Here is a 17,346-nt window from a genome sequence, read left to right as displayed (position 1 = left end):
CGAAATCCTTCGCTCCTTCAAAGCGTAGAATTGTTGAAGGTCGTCGCACAGAGAGCCCAAATAACGACTTAGGTCCACATCGTCGCGCTGCTCGTGCAAGCCCAGAAGGTGATCGTACATTGATGCAAGCGCGAATACGCGTCGCTCGACGGACTGGAAGCCGCGTCGAGCCGCGTCGTCCTCGGTCTTGACGGCATTGATGCTTAGTAGGTTAGCGATGGACTGGAAGTTGTTGCGAATTCGATGCTGCTGCTCGCGAAGCAATACTTCCTTCAGGTCGCGTTGAATTGTTAGCGCCTCTCGCTGGGACATGAGATCGATGCCTTCAGCTGCGACCGAGGCGACTGCGGCGAGAAAGGAAATTTCGACCGGCCCCACCGGATAGGCTTGCGGATAGTCCACCTCGAGGATGCCGAACGGACCGCTCGTCCCGATCAGCGGAATATTGATTGACGAAGTGACGTTAAATCGCCGAAGCAACTCGGGCACCCGTGCGTCTGGCCACTCGGAAAGATCCGGAACGACAACGGGCTCCCCGTCGACGAGTGCCTTGCCAGGCGGGTTCCCTTCCTCGGCCAAACCTGCATCGCTGCCGACCACATCATCACCTAGCCCCCATTGCGCGATTACGGTCAGCCGATTCCCGTCCTTCTCCAACCGGAGGACCTTCGCCATCGGTGCGTTGCATGCTGCCGCGGCGCATTTACATCCTTCACTGAGAAAACCGGACAAGCTCGAATCGCGCAGCGAGAACGCACAAAATTCGGCAAAGTGTTGCCCGCGGCGCAGGAAATCGCTTAACGGAACGCTGAGGTCGTTGTCCGGATTCAGATTCCTGATTGCCGTTGCCCAAGTTGCTGTGCGGGCGAAATCCATGGTGTCTCCGCTTGGACCATACGTCAGCCCGGTGGGGGTCGGCGAGCCACACGAGAGCGCGCGAGCCTCGTATGAGCTAGAAAGTAATCCAATGTGCGCTTTGATGCAAACAGTGCGCGGACGGCGGGCGCGATCGTAAGCAAGCGGGGGTGCAGATAGCGCATCCTGACGTCGTTGGAAGCGCCGCCGCGCGCAGCGCCATGCGGACAAAACAGCAGGGGCGCAGCCGAGAAAACCGTTCCAAGCCCTACGAGCACGTGGAAGCCGCTTGTGCTTCCCGTTCCTGCCCCGAGCGTCAACGCAACCATAGCGCACCAACACCAGATAGACCCCGGTTCAATTCACGGACGAACACAAGCGTCGCGTAAGCCAGTTCGCGCGGGCTGGGCGAGGTGAGGTACGTTCACGGCGATCATGGTAGATAGCCATGCCGACGGGGACATTGAATGACCTCTTCATCCAGGCGCGTTCCGATGGAACGACGCACCTGGAGCAGACACAACGACAGATTCCGCGCGGGCATTTGCGAACACATCTAGGGCGTGCCACCCGCTTTGGACTGGACTGGCCGCAAGGCATGAAGATTGCCCGATCCACTGACCTCTGCGAAAGGTCATTCCATCTGGCGCGCAGTCACCGCAAGGTACAGGACGTTCTCGTCGTTCAGGACGGCCACTCCTCGGCGGTCTAAATGGTTTCCCACCTATAGTCTCTGGTGGAGGCGGAGGACGCCGCCTTGATGATCCCGGCCGCGGCACAGTTTCGAGCGCATTACCCTGAGCTTGAAATGCCGGTCACTAACTTTGTGGGCGCGGGCGACAAGATCGTTGATCCCGAATCGCATTCGGCTCGGCTGCACGCGGAGCTACCCCACAGCGCCTTAGTAATTCCCCCTGACGCGGGCCATATGGTCCATTACGCTGTGGCCGATAGGATCGCAGATTCGATTGACGTGATAACCGGAGGGGGGCCGCGAAGCCTGTCGTCCTCGCATGGACGACGGCGAAACGTCACGCGACGCCGCCCGACTCAATGTCGTTGTTACAAAGTAATAGGCGGCGTACGAGACTTGCCCGATTTTCGCCCATGCTCTGAATGTGAGCGGTTTAAGCGGACGGTGGTTCAGTTGCCGGTTTCGTAGCTAAGCGTCGCTAGGACGCCGGCTCGGTTGACGGGCAAAAGTTGATCTGTGAACTCGGTGCCATGCCCGCAGTAGCTGCGTCATCCGCCGATGCACGCAAATCCACGTTACAGCGAAGCTGACCGCGTCGGGCTTTACGCCGGCCTCATGCGCGACATCGGGAGGTCCTTCAGCTCGCTGTGCAGCGCATCCACCACGCTGCGGTTGTCGAGAATGAGAAAGGACGACGCCCACAGCAACGCAAGTCCCGCAACATTTGCTCTGCTTGCTGCTCGATCGCATGGGCATCCCGGAGCCAGTCAAGGAGGTGCTCCTTCGGATCAGTCATGGTCACACTCCCATCATCAAGTCTCTACGTGCGCAATGCGTCGCTTCTCCGGCCTGGGGGCGTGCGGCGCCGATGCCCTCACTTCCCTACCTCTTCCTGAGAAACCTCTTGCTTGGCGAGCATGGTGAGTTTCTCGTCGGTCGCGTTCTCCTCCTTTAGCGTCTCGAGCAGCAAGTCCATGCCCTCCTTGTATCCGAGCTTCTTCGCCAAGATGGCTAACGTGCCATAGGTCGCAATTTCATAATGTTCGACCTTTTGAGCGGCGGCAATCAGCGCCGCGTCCAGAATGGGACCTTTTTCAATCTCTTCAATCTGCTCCTGCCTCTCCTCGACAAGGCCCTCCATAGCGATGCACTTCACGCGTTTCAGTCTGATTTGCGAAGCTTCGACAACTCGGTCGATCCGTTCGATCTGGCCTTGCGTTTCCTCGAGGTGGGTAGTGAATGCAGCAGCTAGTTCGGGGCTCGTCGCCGCTCTCGCTAGTTTCGGCAACGCCTTAGTCAACTGCTTTTCCGCGCTATAGACGTCCGAAAGCGCACGGATAAAAAGGTCATTCAATGTCTTAGTGGACATGGTTTCTCCGGGTTGGTCGATGAGGCGCCGATGCGGCAGAGGCTCTCTCGCAACGAACGTGCCGCAGTCCTACTGGTGTCCGTTGGAGTAGCTCGGCAAAACTTCGCTTGCGATGGATGGAGCTGTTTCATAATTCACCTTCGACCAGCGCGCATACCGCCCGCCTCGTCTGGACAAACGAGGAAAGCGAGGACGGTGCCGTCACGACGGTGACCATCGAGGAGAAGGAGGGCACGACACGGCTGGTGATGCGCGAGCTCTATCCGTCGAAGGAAGCGCTCGACGTCGCCATCGAAGGAATGAACGAGGCGATGCCCCAGACGTTCGAGCAGCCAGATGGGTTCCTGATTGCCTGCGGCGCGGGCGCGGGACAGTCCTGAACTTTTCGATCTCGCGGGGCCGCTCCTGGCCGTTCGATGAGGCGCGGCGCTGACGACATCTTGACTGTCCGCTGCTGACCGGGCTTTTGGCGAGTTCACCGGGCTGAATCGTTACAATGACCTGATGAGTTCCCCTTCGACAGCACCGATTCGCGACATGCTGACTTCCTTTTTCTGGAGCGGCGACGCCATCCGCAGTCGACGCGTAAGTGACAGCGTTTTATCAGGCACGCTCGATGTGCCTGTGCCCCCTGCGCACGTGCTCGCGGATTGGCAACGAGAGATTTCTTCGCGCCTCATCCTGGAGCCCGGAGATGTCGAGGCAATGCCTTTGGCGCGAACGCAAGTGCGCTGGTCGGACTACAGGCGTTGCGTGCAGGCAATGTCCGACTGGACGTGCGCGCTTGGATTGCCCAATGTGCTTGCGTCCAGTGACATAGCGCTCATGGCCTGCCGTGGCGCGCGCTACCACCATGACGGTGCGCAATATGGCGGCGCGGCCTTTTGCAATCTCTTCCTCGGCGACGACAGCGGCCTGGACTTGCATTTTCCCTGTACGGGCCATCGCATTCCCCTGACCCGGGGAACAGCGGTGATATTCGATACTGGGCAGCCTCATGGCGTCATTCAGCGCAACAGCAGCAGCTTCAGTGCGGCCGACTTCGCGCCGGACCAGGATCGCACTCAGGTATTCCTGACCTGGGAGCTTTCCATCGAAGACCCTCATGTCGGGCGAGCACTTAAGGTGGTCTTCGACACGGCCCGTTCGACCTCCCTGCAACTGGACGAAGAGCAAGTCTGGTCGAACGGCGGACCAGCTGCCGTGTGCCCAGAAACAGGTCGCTGGTACCGCGTTGATTAGTTTTCGGGTTGAAGCGGCGGTTGCCCTGAGGGCCGCAATCGTCCGCTCTCGGCTTGTAAGGTCATGGGAAGGCGACGAGAAATGTAACGTGCCCGTTACCGACGAGGCCCAACACGCGCCCTGCGAAAATCCGGCAAAAACACCACCACGAGCACCAAGAGAGCCCCCAACGCAGCCCACCACCGGACGTCTACGGTCGAACTAACCCGCTTGGCAAACAGCGAATCGAGCAACGCATCCCCTAGCGCCTCCTCTGTCGACAACGCGCGATACTCAAGCCCCGTCTGCCCGCCGAGCGTCTTTAAATACCCAGCTCGCAGTGCGGACAGCTCCTCATGACTCACTTCCCCCCGCTGCGCGGACGACATCGCGCTTGTCTGCACGACGTCGCTTGCGAGCCAGAACCCTGCGGGCCGGCCGTCGCTATCGGTTTTCGGTATCGGCGCAGGCTGATCGCCACCGACACCGATCAGCCACCCGCCAACTTCTCCGGGCGTGATCCCGAGCATCGACGTATCGGATAGCGGACGCGGCGGCGCCTCCTGTCCGTCGGTCATGAAAACGACCGCTACGCTGTCCCCAATCTGCTTCGCTTGGCGGATCGCCGAATACAGCCCCCCATTCGCGATACGGCTCGCGTTGGCCCAACGCATTCGTCCGTCGATGCCATCGAGCGATGTCGCGAGCGCGTCGTAGTGTTCGCAGACTTCGAGCGGTTCCAACAGCAGCAGCGATCGCGTGCCAGTGAACACGCTCCATCCGAGTTTCGACCCACACGGCATTCGCCGCAACGCTCGGCGCATCGCCTCGCGCGCATAGACGAGGCGGCTTGTGCGCACGCCCTCCATCAACACGTCTTCGACATTCATGCTTTGTGTGATGTCGAAGGTCACGACGTAATCGAAGCGGTCGCGTATCAACCTCACGCCAGGCATCCAGATCGCTGCCGCGAGCAATACGACCGCGACGGCGAGCGCCCATTGTCGATAAGCCGCCGGCACTGTCACGGCAAATCCCCAAGCGCCACATCCGGCACCTTGATCATGCGACGAACCTCGTAAGGTTCGCGTCCATCGTCGAAAGCCTGCGCGCTCTCTGGCTGCAGCCACAGCGCACGTTCGAGGTTATAGCGCGCGTCCCAGTCGTCGGGTTTCGCGCGAAGCAACTCGCGATATCGGTTCTTCGCAAGTTCGACGAGCGGCGCCGACGCGATCGGATTTCCCCCGCCCACGGCAATCGCTTCGCGCAGGTACATGTTCGCAAGATCGAATAGGGCGGCCCGGCCGATCTCGTCAGGATCGGCGCTAGTGATGAGCCCATCGTAGAGTTTCGCCGCTGCATCGCGCTGCCCTGCTTTCGATAGAGCAACTGCTTGCGCAAGCTGCACACGTGGCGATTTAACGGCGACATCCGACGCAGCACCCGCACCCATCACGTCCGCATTAGTCCGTTGCGCGTCGAAGAGACGCCAGCCTTCGAATCCAGCCCAGGCGGCGCAACAAAGCACAGTGGCCGCAAACCCCGCATGAACGACGCGGCGCCTCATGACCAACTCCGCAACAATGCAAATCGCAACGCAAACAGCAGCGCGCAGCCAACCAACGCCAAAGCAAGAACTGACGTACTGCGGCTCCTCTCAGGTACCCGCTCAACGTACGAAACCGGAAAATTCTGCTGCGCATCGATCTCTGCCATCGCCGCTGCCATCGCGCTCGAATCGTCCGTCTGGTAAAGCCGATACGGCGTCTTCAGCGACTGAAAATAGCGATGCAATTCGACCTCCTCGGACGACTCGTCGGCCGGCGTAATAGCGTTCAGATCGGTGCTGTTCGCGCTGCTGCGCAAGTAGATGAAATACACCGTGATGCGTTCCCGCGCGAGCCCCGCCGCGATACGCGAGCGCATCGGCGCATTGATACGCGCGCCACCGTCCGAGACGAGGATGATCACGCGATTTCCGTTGTAGTCGCGCCGCTCGTACTGGCCGATCGCAGCAAGCAGCCCGCGATCGAGCCGCGTATCCGGAATCCCTCGTCCGATGCCGGTGCTCGCCACGGCGCTCCGAATTGCTTCCTTGTCGCGCGTAAAAGGCAACACGAGCAGTGGGCTCGTGCCGAACATCATGAACCCGACAAGGTCGCTGCCCCGTTTATCGATGAAGCGCGTTAGCACCTCGCGCGCCGACGCGTTCTTCGACACGCCGCCCGCCATCGCGCCCGCAGCGTAGACGCTCTTCGGCGGGACAAACGCGTCCATGCTCGAACTCCGGTCCATCAGCACCATGATCTCGGCGCCTCGCGCGACACGCGTCACGGTTCGTTCCGTTTCGCGCGGATCGGCGAGTCCGATCACGATCAACAGCATCGTGGCCACCGCGATCACGCGCAATGCGATGCCGGCGGCATGACCCAGTCGGTCGCGCGGCAACCATGCGACGTGCGAGTACAGCAGCGTGTCGCTGATGCGCGGCGCGAGCGGCAACAGTGCAAGCGGAAGCAGCGCGAGCGCCCAAGGCGATGCGAAACCGAACGAGGCGGTCATCGTCGATTGCGCCTTTCGAGGCGGCGCAAATCGCGGCATAAGTCGAGCAGCCGATAGGGCTCGTGCGCCGGCGCAAGCGCGTAAAACCGATCGCCGGAGTGCGCGTAGAAGCGTTCGATCCGGGCTCGCATCGGTTCCAGATACGGCACTCGGACGAACAGAGCGTCGAGCGTGCCCGGATGGAGCGCTTGGCCGGCGGTATCGTTCAGTGCGCGATGGACTTGGCGCCAAGCGTCGGAGTCGTGATCGACCTGGGCCGCATCGAATGTCTTCAGCGCATGCCACGCACGCGCGAAAGGCATTTGGCGAGCATCGCGATGATTGCGCCACAGCCACCATCCGAACCACGCGAACATAACAAGCGCAAGCGCCACCAGTGACACAGTCAAGCGCTTCTTCAGCGGCGCCGTCGGCAAAAGCGAGGGTTGTCGGTCGGGCTGCAATGGTTGCAACGCGCCTTGAGCGAATGCGATGCGAGGCGTCAGCGGCGCCACGCTCACCGGCCATGCGGCAACGCTCAGTGCCGCGCCGCCGGATGTGCGGCTAGCCAGCGTCAAAGCAGGCAACGCGATCGCAGCAAGCGTCTGCGGCGCGTTGATCACCTGATACTCGAGCACGAGCCATCGGTTGCCGGCGCCATCCGTTTCGATCGCAGCCGTGCGTCGCGTGAGCCACGCCCCGGTGCGCGCAAGCGGCGGCAACGCAGAAGGTTCGAACGGTCGGTTGCCCACGTGCAGCAAAACGCGCTGGGCTATAACATCGCCTAGCATGTAGCCGAAACTGCGCGGCTGTTCGGTCGTCGCGACGGCCGATTGTTGTGCGACCGCTTGAGGCACATTCGCCAACAAGGCAATCACGATGACCCATCGCGCGGTCATCCGGCCATCTCCAGGAAGTATCGCGACAACGTCTCCGGATCGAACGTTCCGCTCAAATACAGCGGACGCACGCCGTGTGCGCGGCACAAGTCGTCGATCTGGGCGCGCCGATGCCGGATCGCATCGCGCCATTGCATGCGCAGAGCGGGGCGCATCCACAGGGCGCGCCGCTCGTGCGACTCGGCATCGCGCACCATCATGAGCGCGTTGCGCGATGGCGCTTCTAGCTCGACCGGATCCCATACGACCAGCGGCACGACAAGAGCCGGAGCCATTAGCTCGAATGATCCGCGCAAGGTATTCAACGGCCAGTGAAAGTCCGATACAACAAACACGATCCCCTCGCGCGCGCCGAGTCGTTCCGCTGCGCGCCGCAGGCCAGCCGCACCGCTGCCGCCGCGTTGCGCCGCCAGCCTGCGCCCTTCGTGCAACAATGCGCGCATCGCCGCGCCCGCGCCCCGATGACGACGTGCAGGCATCGTGAGCTCATCGCGCAACGCTGTATCGAACGCGAGCAGTCCGACCGGGTCGCCCACGCGAAACGCACTGCGTCCAAGCGAATCGACGAAATCGCCGGCGATGTCGAGCTTGGTGCGCGGCGAGCCGAAGTTCATCGATGCCGATACGTCCACGAGCGCATGCACCGTGACCGCGGAGCGCTGTCGATGCAGCCGCACGAGCCACTCGCGCCCCGGATTCCGCAAGCTAGCACGCAGATCGAGGCGACGCGGGTCTGGGTGATCGAAGAGACGTGCGTGGGTTGCGAAGGCCTGTCCGCCACCGATGTTCGAGCCGTGATGCGATCCGGGACGATAGCCGTGTACCTGCGACGGCATCCGGTAATGGAATTCGTGAGCCGGGCTCATCGCGCAGCCTCCGCTTCAGGGCGCGGCCACGCGCAGCATGATCGCCTGCGCGAGCGCGTCGGCGAGTTCTGCGCGGCGAAGTTCATAGATCGGCGTGAAGAACACGCGATGACCGAGCGCCGCCGGCAACACGGCGTGAATGTCCTCCGGGATCAGGTGCGCGCGTCCCGCGAGCCACGCAACCACGCGCGCTGCACGCACCAGCGCACTCATTCCGCGCGGACTCGCGCCCGCCAGTACGAGTCGATTCATATCGACGTCGTCGAGCACGATGCCGTATTGCGCGGGCCGTTCGGTTGCTTGCCAGAGTTGCAGCACGTATCGTTCGATGGTTTCGCTCGCGCGCACGCTGCGCTGGATCGACGCCGCCACCGCGTTCAACTCGCGCCACGCGAACATACCGTCAGGCACTTGTTCGAGCACGGTATCCACGTCATGGAAATGCGGATCGAACACGAGGCGGCTGCGAATCGCGGGTTCGGGAGGCGTCGTCATGTTGAGCTCGAACATGAAGCGGTCGCGCGCGGCGGATGCCAGCTCGAAGGTCTCCTCCTTCTCGACCTTGTTGCGATCCGCAAACACCGTCATGTGCGGAAAGTGATGCTCGCGATTGAACGCGGACACGGAACGCTCCGCCATTGCGCGCAACAGGAGCGATTGAACCTGCGGCCGCGCGCGGTTGATCTCGTTGAAGAAGAACGTGGTGAGGCGCTCCCCATGACGCAGCAGCGGACCGGGATCGATGCGCGGCGCACCTTCGGCATCGACATAGGTGTGATAGATGAGATCGCCCGGCATCAGGTCGATGGTGCCCTCGACCCGCTCGAACTCGCCGCCGATCGCCCGAGCGAACGCACGCAGCAGCGTGGTCTTGCCGACGCCGACGTCGCCTTCAAGCAGCACGTGTCCGCGCGCGAACAGCGCCACGGTGATGAGGCGCGTCACCTCCGGCTGGCCGACGACCGCCTGCGCAACCACCGCTTCGAGTTGCAGCGCGTTGCTGCGCCAGTCCCGCAACGCTTCGTCAGACAACATCGGGCTTCTCCCTGTCGGCGGCCAAGCTGACAGGCAAGTGTCATGCCAGGCGATGCGATCGGCGCGAAAAGCAAGTCATGCGGACAGGGGCGCACAGAGTGTCACGTATTCGCAAACGTACCGATGACACACTCTGAAACCTTCACCTGCAGGAGCGAACAGGAGCAATAGAGGTCGGCCGAGAGATTGAGCGCCACGCCTAAAGCGGATCGGTGCGCCGTTGGACGCCGACGATGAAGTCCTTGATTTGTCTGGCAAGCGTGTCCATCGTCAAGGGCTTCGTCAGGACATGCATGTTGCGCTGTGCGTGGCCGCCGTTGAGGACCACATTTTCCGCATAGCCCGTGATATACAGCACTTTTACGGGCCCTCCTCGCCAACGTGTCGAGGCAAGTAGAGACATACCGACGTCCTTCCCCGACCTCCGAATCAATGAGCACTTGCCCACCCGACTGTTGCACAAAGCGGTTGTCCATCGACAAACCCAACCCGGTGCCCATGGCGAGCGGCTTGGTGGTGAAGAACGGGTCGAACGCTTTTGCCTTGAAAACTGAGTCGAAGGTACACCGCAGGCAACTACCGACTTAATCAAGGTCGCCTCGGCAACGCCGGCCAGCGCACAAAGTACAACGACGCCGAGCGGTGGAACCTTCCCGCGCGTCAGCAGGAAAAAGCCGATAGCTGCAATGGAAAAATCGAGCCCCGAGAGAACCGCACTGGTCCAAACCGGTGAGTACAGCGCGGTGGCTAGCAGCCCGACGACCGCAGCATTCACCCCAGCAAGCAGTGCGGTCATCGACGGGCGGACGCCCAACGCTTGCCAGTACGGCAGCGCCGCGAGAACGAATAGCAAGCTCGGCAGGAAGATCCCTGCAGTAGCGAGCAATGCGCCGATCGAATGATTCGGCGCTTCGGCCATCATCCAGCCGAGAAATGCGGCGAACGTGAACGAGGGGCCCGGAACAGCCTGTGTGGCACCATAGCCTGCAAGAAAATCGTTCGGCGAGATCCAGCCTGTCAGGACGGTTTGCTGTTGCAGAAGCGGGAGCATCACGTGACCGCCGCCAAACACCAGGGCACCCGAGCGGTAGAAGGCTTCGAAGACCGTGACCGCCTGACCTGCATGGAGTCCGCTCAGCGCCGGAGGCCCGAGCAACAGGATGCAGAAGAGGATCAACGCGATGGCGCCCACCATGCGAGAAACGCGGAATTGGCCATTGTGCGGTGGACGTGACGGGTGTCGGGCGATACCGTCGCTCGGCACAACGTGAGTCCGAGCAAAGCGCCGACGGCGATTACGATGAGCTGCGCATAGACGGTCGTCAGAATGCTAAGTACCTCGGTTGCGGTGAGCGCGATGGCAGCACGGCGTTCATCCGGGCACAGGCGCCGCGCCATATCCCAAACTGCTTGAGCGACGACCGTGACAGCGACAAGTTTCAGGCCATGAATCAAGCCTATACTGACCGGCCCACCAAGGCTCGGGGCAACGGCTGCAAAGCAGAGCAACAGCAGGACCGAAGGCAGCGTGAATCCGAACCAAGCCGCGAGTCCCCCAAGCCAGCCGGGGCGCAAAAGACCGGCTGAGAATCCCACCTGGCTGCTCGCCGGTCCTGCCAGGACACTGACAAAGGCCGACTAGGCCGGTGAAGGCTTGGTCATCAAGCCAGCGGCGACGCTCGCGAATTCCCGTCGAACTGCCGGACCCGGCCACAAGCCGCCAGCCGGTCAGAGGATCCCAGTGTCGGCTGCAGACCCGGAAGCCGCCGCTCCCAACTGCCGGATGCGTTCGTCCGCGCGGCCCCAGCCTTCGCAAGATAGCCCGCGCTCTTTGAAACGATCGCCTATCTGCGGAAGCCCTGCTTGCGTTTATCTTTCGGGGACGCGACATTTCCGATTGCCACCCTGTAACTACGCGATTCTGATCGAGTAAACTTCGCAACTCTTGCCTACAGGAACTATGCGCATCCCGCCACTGAAATCTATCATCGCCTTCGAGAGTGTCGCTCGCACAAAGAGCGTCAATCGGGCGGCTGAAGAATTAGGGTTAACACCATCAGCAGTCAGCCATCAGATTGCCAACCTCGAAGCCGTGGTCGGAAGATCCCTATTCACACGGCTGGGGCGGGGACTGGTGCTGACACCGACGGGTCAGCAATATTTAGCCGATGTCACGGGATCGCTTGCCGATCTGAGCCGTGCGACGGAGCGCGCATCGAGCGAGTCAGGCGTTGAGATCCTTCGCATTCATTCGAGTCCTAGTTTCGGACTGATGTGGTTGCTGCCACGTCTCGCTTCATTCCAGGAAGCAAACGGGGACATTCAGTTGAATCTGGCCTGCTCATACGAGGATGTTTCTTTCACTTCCGGCCACTACGATCTCGACATACGGCACGGCTATGCGCACTGGACCGACGGCGAAATCAAAACGCTTCGCCATGAATTCATCGCGCCGCTTGCATCGGGCGAATACCTGAGGAAATTTCCGGTACGCACCCCGGAGGACCTGCTCGAGCGCCGGCTGATCTTTTCGGAGACCCCGCTCGTGCAGTGGAAGCAATGGTTCGGAAGGTTCGGCGTCGCTGTGTCTCGCAAGGCATACGATTTCGCGTTCGATCGTTCGTATATGTCGCTCGAAGCTGCGGCCCTAGGACATGGCATCGCACTCGAAAGCACGACGCTCGCATCGGTCCATCTAGGACGAGGTTCGTTGGTACCAGTCTTCGATCCAACGTATGCGATCGAGGTCAGCGCTCACCACCTCGTTTACCCTTCCCAGAACGCAGATTTGCCGCGCGTTGCCAGGTTCCTCGCCTGGGCCGAGCAAGAAGTCGGTCGCGACTTAATGGCGTGCTAACCCCCGCCGGTTGGGAGCCAGCGCCATGGGCCTGGTCCTTGGAGCTGCCTTCCTTTCCGGCCAGCAAATCGTCCCGCGGAGACACCTGAAAATTCCTCAGCAATAGCTGAGCCGAACTGCATTGATCGAGCTGGTTGAACGCCTGAAACTGCGCCTACCAACTAACACGATCAATGGAGACAAACATGCTGCTCGACAGCAAAGTCGTAATCGTAACGGGTGCAGCCTCGGCGCGTGGAATCGGCAAGGCGACTGCAAAAGCGCTAGTTGACCAAGGTGCGAGGGTGGTCATTCTGGACCTTCGCAGGGAGGACGCCGAGAGCGCTGCACGTGACCTCGGCGAAGGACATCTCGGCCTCGCCTGCGATGTGACCGATAAGGCCGCTTGCCTTGCATCCGCCAACGCGGTGGTTGAAAAGTATGGTCGCATCGACGGATTGATCAACAACGCCGGCATCACCCAGCCGTTGAAGACGATGGATATCGGGCCGGACAATTTCGATGCGGTCATTGACGTGAACCTGCGCGGGACGCTCTACATGTCGCAAGCGGTCATTCCGCAAATGAGTAAGCAGAAAGGCGGCAGCATTGTCTGCATGTCGTCCGTATCCGCGCAACGCGGCGGCGGCATTTTCGGCGGCGCGCACTACAGCGCCGCCAAAGCAGGTGTACTAGGTCTGGCTCGCGCGATGGCGCGTGAACTAGGTCCGGACAACATTCGCGTGAATTCGATCACACCGGGTCTCATTCAGACCGACATCACGGGCGACAAGCTCACGACGGAGATGCGCGCCGACGTCATCAAGGGCATTCCGCTGGGCCGGCTGGGCGATGCGGCGGATGTTGCGAACGCCTGCCTCTTTCTGTCGAGCGACCTTTCGACTTATCTCACGGGCATCACGCTCGATGTCAACGGCGGCATGCTGATTCACTAAGAACGACATTCGCCGCAATCGCGGCGGATGAGTCAACGCACCTGGTGCCAAAACCGGGGCAACATGGCAGGAGACAACCATGAAAGCAAAGTCCACGGCGCCGACCATCGCGGGCGACGTCACGTCCTTCACCGACTCGGCGAGCTTCGAGTCGAAGACCTATGCTAAGGTCGCGCGGCGATTAATTCCGTTTCTGATGCTGTGCTATCTTGGCGCCTATCTCGACCGTGTGAACGTGGGCTTTGCGAAACTGCAGATGCTCAGCGATCTGCGCTTTAGCGAAACTGTGTATGGCCTGGGCGCAGGGATCTTTTTCCTCGGCTACTTCCTGTTCGAGGTTCCAAGTAACCTCATGTTGCACAAGGTCGGCGCACGGAACTGGCTTGCTCGGATCATGCTGACGTGGGCCGTCATCTCGGCGAGTTTCGTCTTCGTCAAATCGCCTACCACGTTTTATGTTCTTCGTTTTCTGCTCGGCGTTGCCGAGGCCGGGTTCGCGCCGGGCGTCATCCTTTACCTGACGTACTGGTTTCCTTCAGCGAGGCGCGCCAAGGCGCTCTCGATCTTCTTCATGGCGATACCCCTTGCCGGGATCGTAGGAGGTCCGCTGTCCGGCTACATCATGCATGCATTCCAGGGCACGCATGGACTTGCAGGCTGGAAGTGGCTGTTCATCCTTGAGGCGTTGCCGTCGCTCGTTCTGGGGTTCGCCATTCTCTTGTATCTCGACAACGGGATTGCGGCCGCGAAATGGCTGACCGCCGAAGAGAAGGCGCTACTCGCCCGCAACGTTGCGAACGATAACGCCCAAAAGATCGCCCACGTATCCATCCGGTCTTTCATTGGCGACCGACGCCTCTGGTTGATGGCATCGATCTATTTCTGTGTGGTACTCGGCCAGTACGGCCTCACGTTCTGGCTGCCGACGATCATCCGCAAATCGGGAGTCGCCGATCCGCTGTGGGTAGGCATATTCACGGCCATTCCGTATCTCTGCGCAATCATTGCACTGCCGCTGGTAGGTGCGAGTGCGGACCGTCATCGGGAAAGACGTCTGCATCTTGCGATCCCGATGCTCGTCGCGGCGGCAGGCTTTGCCACGCTCCCGATGCTGGGCGGGGTCGGCTCGTCGCTGATCTGTGTCAGCGTGGCCGCGGCCGGCATCCTCGCATCGTCGTCCCAGTTCTGGTCGTTGCCAACCGCGCTGCTCGGCGGCATGTCGGCGGCGGCGGGGATCGCCGCGGTCAATTGTTTCGCGAATCTGGCGGGCTTCTTCTCGCCGGCGATCGTCGGCTGGCTCAATGACCTGACTGGCAAGTCGACAGCCGGACTCATCTTCATCTCCGTCGCGATTGTCATCGGGTCGGGACTTGTATTCCTCGTGCCCGCAAAGTCGGTGAACCGCTGACATCGTCGGCATCGAACAACTTTCAAACTAGGAGACGTTATGGACCATTTGACATCACCCGCGGTGACGCTCGCAGAGCGCGCATACCGCATTCGTAGGAACGCCTTATTAATGGGCGAAGTGCAGGGCCAGGGGTACATCGGCCAGGCACTGGATATTGCCGACGTACTCGCGGTGTCTTACTTCGGCGCGATGCGCTACGACCCCGACAACCCCCATTGGGAAGGACGTGACCGCTTTCTCTTGTCCAACGGGCACTATGCGATAGCGCTCTACGCGGCGCTCTTCGAAGCAGGTTTTCTCCCGCCCGAGGAACTGGAAACGTACGGCAGCGATGACAGCCGGTTGCCAATGTCGGGCATGGCGAGCTACACGCCGGGTATGGAGATGTCGGGCGGTTCGCTCGGACACGGGCTCACGATTGCCGTGGGCCGGTGCCTGGGGCTCAAACGTCAGGGATCGGACGCCTTCGTCTACACACTCTTTTCAGACGGCGAACTCGATGAAGGCGCGATCTGGGAAGGCCTCATGTCTGCCTCCCACTGGAAGCTGGATAACTTGATCGCCATAGTCGATGTCAATAACCAGCAGGCTGACGGTCCGTCCTCAGAAATCATGGCGTTCGAGCCACTCGTCGAAAAGCTGGAAGCGTTCGGCTGGTACACGCAACGGATCGACGGCAACGATATCGATGCAGTGAAGACAGCCTTCGATAACGCACGCAATCATCCGTCGGCGCAGCCGCGGATCATCGTATGCGACACCCGCATGGGTTACGGTGTGCCGTTCCTCGAGGAACGGGAGAAGAACCATTTCATCCGCGTCGATGCCCATGAGTGGCAACTGGCGCTTGCAGCACTCGAAGCAGGGAGACAAGCATGAGCGACACCACTACCGCTAAGCCGCGCCTGAAGACCTCGGCGATGATTGCCTCGATCGCCAGCGAAGGACAGGTCACGCGTTCGGCACCTTTCGGCCATGCGCTGGCTCAACTGGCTCGCGAGAAGAAGAACGTAGTTGGCATGACCGCCGATCTCGGCAAATACACCGATCTGCACATCTTCGGGAAGGAGTTCCCCGACCGTTACTACCAGATGGGCATGGCCGAGCAACTGCTGATGGGAGCGGCCGCCGGGATGGCGCATGAAGGTGCTCAGCCGTTCGTGACGACCTACGCGGTATTCGCCACGCGCCGAGCGTACGACTTCATGCATCAGGCTATTGCCGAGGACAACCTCGACGTGAAGATAATCTGCGCGCTGCCGGGCCTCACGACTGGCTACGGGCCGAGCCACCAGGCAGCAGAGGATCTTGCGCTCATGCGTGCCATGCCGAACATGGCGGTAATCGACCCGTGCGATGCGCTCGATACCGAGCAAATGGTGCCCGCCATCGCCGCGCATAACGGCCCAGTATATGCGCGTCTGCTGCGTGGCAATGTTCCGGCCGTACTCGATGAATACGACTACAAGTTCGAGTTGGGCAAGGCGAAGTTGCTCCGCGACGGCGCGGAAGTGCTGATCATAGCGTCGGGCATCATGACCATGCGCTCACTGGAAGTGGCGAAGCTGCTCGCGGCGGACAACGTCGGTGTTGGCGTGTTGCATGTGCCAACCATCAAGCCGCTAGACACGGAAACGATCTTGCGCGAAGCCGGGCGGACCGGCCGGATGGTGGTGGTCGCTGAGAATCATTCAGTGATCGGCGGCCTCGGGGAAGCGGTCGCGACTACCTTGCTCACTGCGGGCGTGACGCCGGTGTACCGTCAAATCGCACTGCCTGACGACTTTCTCGCTGCCGGCGCGCTACCGACCTTGCACGACCGCTATGGCATCTCGACCAACGTCATCGCCGATACGATCAAGGGCTGGCTCCGTTAAGCCTTTTGGCGTAGACCGACTCGGCTATCTGTACGAGCATGACGGTGCGTCAGTACCATCGGCGCACCGTAACCGAAAAGCAAAACGCTAACATGACTTGCGGAAAGCCCGTTCGCTTGACAGAGATATCTGTCTGTCCGTTAGCAGCGAAGAAGCGGCACTTGGGAATAAGCGAGTGACTGGGAGGAACGGGTCGAGTACGGAAGTTCGCGCGGGCGTCTCATCCGCTGGGCGTTGCCCGTCCTGAGAACGGCAAGCGGCCAGTTTCCGTCGTTCGGCGTCTACATTATGCGAACATCCTAGCGCCTCATCGACGCACGTAAGCCGCAATCCGGGATTGGGATCGTGCCGCTCGTAAGGAATCGGCCAAGCCGCCGCCGTAGAACGCAACAAGCTCCAATGTCGGCAAAGGCCGCTGTCTCTGCGCTCACGTCATGCGCGTCTCGGCCGTTCGGCGATGTTCGCCGTCCTCTGGACGAGGTCATCAGACGGCTACGGGGCCGCGCTTTGGTCGCCAGGACAAACGCTTTAGCGTCGAAGCGTCGCGAGCGATACGGGGCCACCAACTTCATACTCGCACCGTCCAGCAGTTCGGCTGTGGTGAATGTTGAAAGGCGAGCGGCGAGACCAAGGCCGGCGTCGGCCGTAATCGACAGCACGCCGGGAAGCGTCGGTGAACGTCTCACGATATGCAAGCCGTCGGCGGGAATCGCGCGTCGCGTCTCGGTGACCTTTTCGGCAACCGCTCGCGAGCATCGCGGCTTCTCTGCCCGACTCCAGTGCCGC

General features: G+C 61.1%; 17 protein-coding genes and 1 pseudogene. 8 read left to right on the top strand and 10 right to left on the bottom strand.

Annotated features, from left to right (window positions below):
* A partial coding sequence (locus tag QCE48_RS17650; protein WP_309794257.1) for a histidine kinase dimerization/phosphoacceptor domain -containing protein occupies positions 1–876 on the bottom strand: 876 nt, incomplete at its 3' end.
* 739 nt (positions 877–1,615) lie between these two features.
* On the opposite strand from QCE48_RS17650, the gene QCE48_RS31955 reads away from it, so the two are divergent.
* Positions 1,616–2,017 carry an alpha/beta fold hydrolase gene (locus tag QCE48_RS31955; RefSeq protein WP_404982630.1) on the top strand — a complete coding sequence of 134 codons (402 nt, stop codon included), beginning with the start codon at positions 1,616–1,618 and terminating at the stop codon, positions 2,015–2,017.
* 169 nt (positions 2,018–2,186) lie between these two features.
* Here the strand turns inward: QCE48_RS31955 and QCE48_RS17645 are convergent, their stop codons facing one another.
* Both QCE48_RS17645 and QCE48_RS17640 read right to left on the bottom strand, forming a co-directional pair.
* A complete protein-coding gene (locus tag QCE48_RS17645) occupies positions 2,187–2,345 on the bottom strand; it encodes a DUF892 family protein (protein WP_309784732.1) in 159 nt (52 codons plus the stop codon).
* A gap of 78 nt (positions 2,346–2,423) precedes the next feature.
* A complete protein-coding gene (locus QCE48_RS17640; RefSeq protein ID WP_309784731.1) occupies positions 2,424–2,918 on the bottom strand; it encodes a DUF892 family protein in 495 nt (164 codons plus the stop codon).
* A gap of 116 nt (positions 2,919–3,034) precedes the next feature.
* On the opposite strand from QCE48_RS17640, the gene QCE48_RS17635 reads away from it, so the two are divergent.
* Together QCE48_RS17635 and QCE48_RS17630 are read left to right on the top strand one after the other, a co-directional pair.
* Entirely contained in the window at positions 3,035–3,298 is a 264-nt protein-coding gene (locus QCE48_RS17635) for a glutathione S-transferase (RefSeq protein ID WP_309784730.1), read from the top strand.
* Between the two features lie 157 nt (positions 3,299–3,455).
* Complete coding sequence (locus QCE48_RS17630) at positions 3,456–4,160, top strand: hypothetical protein (RefSeq protein WP_309784729.1); 705 nt, start codon at positions 3,456–3,458, stop codon at positions 4,158–4,160.
* A 95-nt stretch (positions 4,161–4,255) separates the two neighbouring features.
* On the opposite strand, the gene QCE48_RS17625 is transcribed toward QCE48_RS17630, so the two are convergent.
* The 7 genes and pseudogenes from QCE48_RS17625 to chrA all read right to left on the bottom strand — a co-directional run.
* Positions 4,256–5,167 (bottom strand): MxaL protein, encoded by a 912-nt coding sequence (locus tag QCE48_RS17625; RefSeq protein ID WP_309784728.1) that lies wholly within the window; start codon positions 5,165–5,167, stop codon positions 4,256–4,258.
* Entirely contained in the window at positions 5,164–5,415 is a 252-nt protein-coding gene (locus QCE48_RS17620; protein WP_309784726.1) for a hypothetical protein, read from the bottom strand. Before QCE48_RS17620 ends, QCE48_RS17625 begins: the two co-directional genes overlap by 4 nt.
* Before the next feature lie 287 nt (positions 5,416–5,702).
* Positions 5,703–6,701 carry a vWA domain-containing protein gene (locus QCE48_RS17615; RefSeq protein ID WP_309784725.1) on the bottom strand — a complete coding sequence of 333 codons (999 nt, stop codon included), beginning with the start codon at positions 6,699–6,701 and terminating at the stop codon, positions 5,703–5,705.
* Entirely contained in the window at positions 6,698–7,579 is an 882-nt protein-coding gene (locus tag QCE48_RS17610) for a calcium incorporation protein MxaA (RefSeq protein WP_309794255.1), read from the bottom strand. The genes QCE48_RS17615 and QCE48_RS17610 overlap by 4 nt, the downstream gene beginning before the upstream one ends.
* A complete protein-coding gene (locus QCE48_RS17605; protein ID WP_309784723.1) occupies positions 7,576–8,445 on the bottom strand; it encodes a VWA domain-containing protein in 870 nt (289 codons plus the stop codon). The genes QCE48_RS17610 and QCE48_RS17605 overlap by 4 nt, the downstream gene beginning before the upstream one ends.
* Before the next feature lie 15 nt (positions 8,446–8,460).
* Positions 8,461–9,480, bottom strand: a complete 1,020-nt coding sequence (locus QCE48_RS17600) for a MoxR family ATPase (protein WP_309784722.1) — start codon at positions 9,478–9,480, stop codon at positions 8,461–8,463.
* 589 nt (positions 9,481–10,069) lie between these two features.
* Positions 10,070–11,161, bottom strand: a pseudogene (chrA, locus tag QCE48_RS17595) (chromate efflux transporter); the annotation flags it as partial.
* A 279-nt stretch (positions 11,162–11,440) separates the two neighbouring features.
* Between chrA and QCE48_RS17590 the strand changes: the two are divergent.
* From QCE48_RS17590 to QCE48_RS17570, 5 genes are all read left to right on the top strand, one after another.
* Complete coding sequence (locus QCE48_RS17590) at positions 11,441–12,337, top strand: LysR substrate-binding domain-containing protein (RefSeq protein WP_309784721.1); 897 nt, start codon at positions 11,441–11,443, stop codon at positions 12,335–12,337.
* A 185-nt stretch (positions 12,338–12,522) separates the two neighbouring features.
* On the top strand, positions 12,523–13,272 hold the full coding sequence (locus QCE48_RS17585) for an SDR family NAD(P)-dependent oxidoreductase (protein ID WP_309784720.1): 750 nt from the start codon (positions 12,523–12,525) through the stop codon (positions 13,270–13,272).
* 79 nt (positions 13,273–13,351) lie between these two features.
* A complete protein-coding gene (locus QCE48_RS17580; RefSeq protein WP_309784718.1) occupies positions 13,352–14,680 on the top strand; it encodes an MFS transporter in 1,329 nt (442 codons plus the stop codon).
* Between the two features lie 39 nt (positions 14,681–14,719).
* Positions 14,720–15,562 (top strand): transketolase, encoded by an 843-nt coding sequence (locus tag QCE48_RS17575; RefSeq protein WP_309784716.1) that lies wholly within the window; start codon positions 14,720–14,722, stop codon positions 15,560–15,562.
* Positions 15,559–16,560 (top strand): transketolase family protein, encoded by a 1,002-nt coding sequence (locus QCE48_RS17570; RefSeq protein WP_309784715.1) that lies wholly within the window; start codon positions 15,559–15,561, stop codon positions 16,558–16,560. Before QCE48_RS17575 ends, QCE48_RS17570 begins: the two co-directional genes overlap by 4 nt.
* The last annotated feature ends 786 nt before the right edge of the window (positions 16,561–17,346 follow it).

Source organism: Caballeronia sp. LZ024 (assembly GCF_031451455.1).
Classification (GTDB): domain Bacteria; phylum Pseudomonadota; class Gammaproteobacteria; order Burkholderiales; family Burkholderiaceae; genus Caballeronia; species Caballeronia telluris.
The sequence above is the reverse complement of the archived record's forward strand: the minus strand, read 5'-3'. Positions and strand labels throughout refer to the sequence as shown.

What these genes read in the sequence shown, in the direction of transcription:
- QCE48_RS31955 (WP_404982630.1), top strand. Translation starts at nt 1,616, where the DNA reads ATGATCCCGGCCGCGGCACAGTTTCGAGCGCATTACCCTGAGCTTGAA.
- QCE48_RS17645 (WP_309784732.1), bottom strand. Translation starts at nt 2,345, where the DNA reads ATGACTGATCCGAAGGAGCACCTCCTTGACTGGCTCCGGGATGCCCAT.
- QCE48_RS17640 (WP_309784731.1), bottom strand. Translation starts at nt 2,918, where the DNA reads ATGTCCACTAAGACATTGAATGACCTTTTTATCCGTGCGCTTTCGGAC.
- QCE48_RS17635 (WP_309784730.1), top strand. Translation starts at nt 3,035, where the DNA reads ATGGAGCTGTTTCATAATTCACCTTCGACCAGCGCGCATACCGCCCGC.
- QCE48_RS17630 (WP_309784729.1), top strand. Translation starts at nt 3,456, where the DNA reads ATGCTGACTTCCTTTTTCTGGAGCGGCGACGCCATCCGCAGTCGACGC.
- QCE48_RS17620 (WP_309784726.1), bottom strand. Translation starts at nt 5,415, where the DNA reads ATGTACCTGCGCGAAGCGATTGCCGTGGGCGGGGGAAATCCGATCGCG.
- QCE48_RS17615 (WP_309784725.1), bottom strand. Translation starts at nt 6,701, where the DNA reads ATGACCGCCTCGTTCGGTTTCGCATCGCCTTGGGCGCTCGCGCTGCTT.
- QCE48_RS17610 (WP_309794255.1), bottom strand. Translation starts at nt 7,579, where the DNA reads ATGACCGCGCGATGGGTCATCGTGATTGCCTTGTTGGCGAATGTGCCT.
- QCE48_RS17605 (WP_309784723.1), bottom strand. Translation starts at nt 8,445, where the DNA reads ATGAGCCCGGCTCACGAATTCCATTACCGGATGCCGTCGCAGGTACAC.
- QCE48_RS17600 (WP_309784722.1), bottom strand. Translation starts at nt 9,480, where the DNA reads ATGTTGTCTGACGAAGCGTTGCGGGACTGGCGCAGCAACGCGCTGCAA.
- QCE48_RS17590 (WP_309784721.1), top strand. Translation starts at nt 11,441, where the DNA reads ATGCGCATCCCGCCACTGAAATCTATCATCGCCTTCGAGAGTGTCGCT.
- QCE48_RS17585 (WP_309784720.1), top strand. Translation starts at nt 12,523, where the DNA reads ATGCTGCTCGACAGCAAAGTCGTAATCGTAACGGGTGCAGCCTCGGCG.
- QCE48_RS17580 (WP_309784718.1), top strand. Translation starts at nt 13,352, where the DNA reads ATGAAAGCAAAGTCCACGGCGCCGACCATCGCGGGCGACGTCACGTCC.
- QCE48_RS17575 (WP_309784716.1), top strand. Translation starts at nt 14,720, where the DNA reads ATGGACCATTTGACATCACCCGCGGTGACGCTCGCAGAGCGCGCATAC.
- QCE48_RS17570 (WP_309784715.1), top strand. Translation starts at nt 15,559, where the DNA reads ATGAGCGACACCACTACCGCTAAGCCGCGCCTGAAGACCTCGGCGATG.